Origin of the sequence: uncultured Thiodictyon sp. (genome assembly GCF_903828115.1) — a bacterium.
In the GTDB taxonomy this organism is placed as follows: domain Bacteria; phylum Pseudomonadota; class Gammaproteobacteria; order Chromatiales; family Chromatiaceae; genus Thiodictyon.
This window is the reverse complement of record NZ_CAIKKU010000601.1, coordinates 1-4,013: the sequence shown is the minus strand read 5'-3', so window position 1 is coordinate 4,013 and position 4,013 is coordinate 1. Positions and strand designations below refer to the sequence as shown.

5 protein-coding genes are annotated in these 4,013 nt (G+C 65.4%); 3 read left to right on the top strand and 2 right to left on the bottom strand.

The genetic code is table 11. From position 1 onward, the window contains the following. Window positions 1–153: 153 nt before the first annotated feature. Complete coding sequence (locus QZY48_RS22715; protein ID WP_295435393.1) at window positions 154–897, bottom strand: toll/interleukin-1 receptor domain-containing protein; 744 nt, start codon at window positions 895–897, stop codon at window positions 154–156. A gap of 275 nt (window positions 898–1,172) precedes the next feature. On the opposite strand from QZY48_RS22715, the gene QZY48_RS22710 reads away from it, so the two are divergent. Beyond that, entirely contained in the window at window positions 1,173–2,075 is a 903-nt protein-coding gene (locus QZY48_RS22710; protein ID WP_295435392.1) for an alpha/beta hydrolase, read from the top strand. Between the two features lie 7 nt (window positions 2,076–2,082). Beyond that, window positions 2,083–2,217: a hypothetical protein gene (locus tag QZY48_RS22705; RefSeq protein ID WP_295435391.1), complete on the top strand. Its 135-nt coding sequence runs from the start codon at window positions 2,083–2,085 to the stop codon at window positions 2,215–2,217. An 18-nt stretch (window positions 2,218–2,235) separates the two neighbouring features. On the opposite strand, the gene QZY48_RS22700 is transcribed toward QZY48_RS22705, so the two are convergent. After that, window positions 2,236–3,123, bottom strand: coding sequence for a phosphate-starvation-inducible PsiE family protein (locus tag QZY48_RS22700; protein WP_295435390.1), 888 nt, complete (start codon window positions 3,121–3,123; stop codon window positions 2,236–2,238). Between the two features lie 194 nt (window positions 3,124–3,317). On the opposite strand from QZY48_RS22700, the gene QZY48_RS22695 reads away from it, so the two are divergent. Continuing rightward, window positions 3,318–3,932, top strand: a complete 615-nt coding sequence (locus QZY48_RS22695) for an NAD(P)-dependent oxidoreductase (RefSeq protein WP_295435389.1) — start codon at window positions 3,318–3,320, stop codon at window positions 3,930–3,932. Window positions 3,933–4,013 lie beyond the last annotated feature (81 nt).

Below are 4,013 nucleotides of genomic sequence, written 5' to 3'. Positions count from 1 at the left end.
GGTTACCGCGGCACCGCATCGCGGCCGGAGGCCGCTCCCACGGGAGCACTTTCATCTTCCGGGGCAGCCGATGACCCTTGCATCGTCGCCAGCCGGTCGGCAGCGCCGAAGGCGCGCGGGGAATTCTTGCACAATCTCGCGGCCGGGGCACGATCACCTCTCGGTGTATCCCTCTTTCTTGGTGATTCGGTCACGGCCGACCAAGTCCCCGTCCACCTGGACCTTGCCGCCGATATTGACCTGGGTCCCGGTGACGATGGTGCCGCTATTCGTGCCGCGGACCAAAACACCGCCGGCGCCGACCGCGGTCGCACCCCTACCCTGGGCGATGGCACCGCTGCCGCTCTGGGTCGCCTGGAAGTTCTTTGCGTCGGACCCGGCAGCCGCCGCCGGCTCCGGCGCAAATGCAATGAATCCGTTCGCGACCAGCTTGTCGAGCTGGCCGCTGAAATGGAGCTGCAACGCGTCGCTGGTCTTGTAACGGGTGTAGAAGTGACCCAGTGCATCCAGCCTTTCCTGGAAGGCCCAGAGGCTCATCAGGTCTTGCTTGTCGGCACTGCCGGTGCTGATCGGGGCGTCCTTGAAATAGGTGAAGATGAATGGCCGGTTGGCGGCCTTGAACTGGGCGAAGGCGGTCTCGAATTCCTCTTGCGTATAGCGGCCGACCTTGGTCCAGCAGAGTATGACGAAGAGGTCGCAGCGGCGGATCTCGCGGTTGTATTCGTCTTGGAGGCGGGTCTGCGACACCGCGTCGAGGAAGTCCTCCCAGATGACCAGTTCCAGGGAGACCCCGCGGGCGCCCCAGTCCTTGTTCTTGCGGTTGATGAAGACCTCGAAGTCGCGGCGATCCTCTTTCAGCTCGGCGGAGGAGGCGAGGAACAGCTTCTTGGTGATCATGGCGATGGGTCCTCCGGTCTGGTTCAGTGGCGTCACGGGGCCGCGGACGGCAGTTTGGATACTGGTTCCTGCGCGGCGAGACTGTGCAGGTATTGCGCGCAGGCGCTCTTGGTCGCCGGGATGGAGCGCGGCGCAATCCGGGTCGACGCTGCAAATCCAGGCAGTTTATCCTGGATCGCCCCCATCTGAGACTAATGATGAATCCCCGAGCGCAACCCCAGACTCGGCCATCCGCCCGGCCGCGCGCGTCAGGGCGGGTCGGCGGACTCGCAGCCATGGTCTGGGTGGCGGCGGCCATCGCCCTCGCCGGGTGCTCCGGATTGGGCCGGGGCGACGCGGACGGTTCGGGCACCATTGTCGGCGGCGCGGCGCCCAGGCTCGAATACTTGGCGGGAAACAGGGGCATCATCGTCGGGCGGGACTCCAGCCAATCAGACACCGGCTGCCCGATCGATACCACCCGCTTTGAACCCCGGCGCCCGCGCACCGCGGTCCCGGTCATCCTGGCCCCCGGCTTCCTGCGCGATCGGCGCCACCTCAGCGGACTGGCCCGGGCCTTGGCGGACCATGGTATCCCGGCGGTGACCCTGTCCCTGTGCAGCCGCCCCTGGGATGGAGCGCCGGTGCGCAACGCCCTGGCAATGATCGCAGTCGCCCGCCGGCTCGGCGCGCGGCAGGTGATCTATGGCGGCTTCTCGGCGGGGGCCCTGGCGGCCCTGATCGCCGGGCGGCTGGACCCGCATACCCGCGGCGTCCTGGCCCTGGACCTGGTCGACCAGGCCGGCCTCGGGGTCGGAATGGCGCGCGCCCTGGACCGGCCGCTGCTGGGCCTCGCGGGCGACCCGGCCGCGTGCAATGCGTATAGCAATGGGCTCAAGGTGTTCGCGGCCAGTCCCGGGGGACGCCTCGCCCGCATCCCCGGGGCCGGTCATTGCGACTTCGAGTCACCCACGGATTGGCTCTGCCGATCCGTTTGCTCCGGCGCAGACCGCGGGTCCGCGGCACGGCGTGCGGCCATCATCGCGACCGCGGTCGCGGCGGTGGCGAACCTCGTCGGCCTGGCGCGACCAGGCGCGGAGCCCGCACCGGTTGGATCCCTCGACCCGGAGAGGCCCTCCAGCCGCATCCAACGCCCCAAGAGCGCGCGTGGATTTGCCGATCGCGCCGACGCCAATTGACAAGATGTTGCAGGATCAACTAGAGAATGCTGTTAGCGTCGTTGTCGTTGTCGTTTTCGTTGTCGTTGTCGAGATTATCGTAGTGCCCGGATTGCATCGCTTCTCCGATTACGACAACGACAACGACAACGATTGTGCCTAACTTGTTCTTGACTCGTTACTAATGCCGCGCCCCCGCCTCGCCCCAAAGTGTCCGGCGATCCATCAACCAATAGACGATACCGAGCGCCAACACCACCGCGGCGGTCGCCAGGACGTACATGGGCTCGATCTTGTGGAAGTCGAAGACGATGACCTTGCGCGCGATCGCCATCAGGGCGGTGGCGATCACCAATTTGACGTGGACCACATCGTCGCGCAGATACAGGGTGATATTCATGAAGATCTCGATTGCGATCAGCACCGCCAGGAAGGCGCCGAAGGTGACGACGATATCATGGATCTTGAGTTCCTCGATTCCCGGCCGGAACAATTCATAATAGAGTACGCTGATCACGTCCACGACGCCCCACAGGATGGTGATGACCATCACCACCGCGAGTACCCGCACGGCACCCCGGATGATGCGGTGAAGGACATTGATCATCCGGTCCTCTTCATCGACACCCAATTCACCCTGGCCGATCGCCTTGAAGCGCTCCTTGCGGAAATGATTCATCAGGCTCTCGACCACGGCGCTGTGTTGCGCAAGGAAGGCGGGGTTGAAATCCTTCTCCGCGAAATCACGTAAACCCTCGACCTGGCCCAACTCCTTGTCCGCGACCCGTTTAAACCCCATACTCCAGTCCGAGTATTGACGACGCTCAATCGACTTGCGATGCAGAACCTGCAGACCGGTATGGCGCGGGTCGCGGCGGATGCGCTCGAGCAGGTCATCGACAACGCCCTCCTCGCCCTCCAGCACCTGCAGAAAGGTCGCGTTTCCGTAGAGCAACATGCCGGTCACACCGCGGTCGGCGTTGCCTTGCCGGCACCCCTGCAGGAGCGCCAGCAGGTCGTGGGTCGACATGGGCTCGGTGGCGGAGCTGATATAGGAGAGCTGGATCATGGGTCCTCCAGTGGGGGGCTTGAGTGGACCACCAGGCGCCGCGGTTGTCAGGGGTGACAGCGCGCGCCGACGGCGGGGCAAAATCCTGATGTTGGTTCAGGGATCGGCCCCATATTAACCGCAGAAGCGCGCGCCCGGGCGCGGGCCGCGCCCCCCTCAGATCCATCCACCCCGATGAAGGAGACCACCACCGCATGAATATCGCACTCTTCGGCGCCACCGGCGGCACCGGCCGCGAGGTCCTGCAGCAGGCCCTGGCGCAAGGCCATCAGGTCCAGGCCCTGGTGCGCGACCCGGACAAGGTCCCCGCCGACTGCCCCGGACTCACCCCGATCGTCGGCGACGTCCTGGATCAAACGGCCGTCGATGACTGCGTCCGGGCGACCGACGCGGTGATCTGTGTCCTGGGGACCCGTCCGGGCGCCGTGCCCATCGAGTCGCGCGGCACCGCCGCCATCCTCGCGGCCATGCAGTCACAGGGGGTGCGCCGCCTGATCGCGGTCACGTCGATGGGGGTCGGCGACAGCGCCGCACAGATGTCGTTCATCTTCAGGATCGTGATGCAGATCGCCCTGAAAAAGATCATGGCGGCGAAGGAGGAGCAGGAGCGGCTGATCCGTGCGAGCGGTCTGGACTGGACCATCGTGCGCCCGGGCGGCCTGACCGACGGGCCGCTGACCGGCACCTACGCCGCGGGGCTGGCAAAATCCATCCGGGCCCGACAGGTGTCGCGCGCCGATGTGGCCCAGTTCGTGTTGAAGCAACTCACTGACGACCAGTTCTTGCGGCAAACCCCGGCCATCTCGTAGGGTGCGATCAGAACTGATGTGGTGGCGGAGATTCCGGGTACGCTGTCGTTGTCGTTGTCGTTGTCGTTGTCGTAATCGAAT

Coding starts and splice junctions, on each gene's coding strand:
- QZY48_RS22695 (WP_295435389.1), top strand. CDS start 3,318: ATGAATATCGCACTCTTCGGCGCCACCGGCGGCACCGGCCGCGAGGTC.
- QZY48_RS22710 (WP_295435392.1), top strand. CDS start 1,173: ATGGTCTGGGTGGCGGCGGCCATCGCCCTCGCCGGGTGCTCCGGATTG.
- QZY48_RS22715 (WP_295435393.1), bottom strand. CDS start 897: ATGATCACCAAGAAGCTGTTCCTCGCCTCCTCCGCCGAGCTGAAAGAG.
- QZY48_RS22700 (WP_295435390.1), bottom strand. CDS start 3,123: ATGATCCAGCTCTCCTATATCAGCTCCGCCACCGAGCCCATGTCGACC.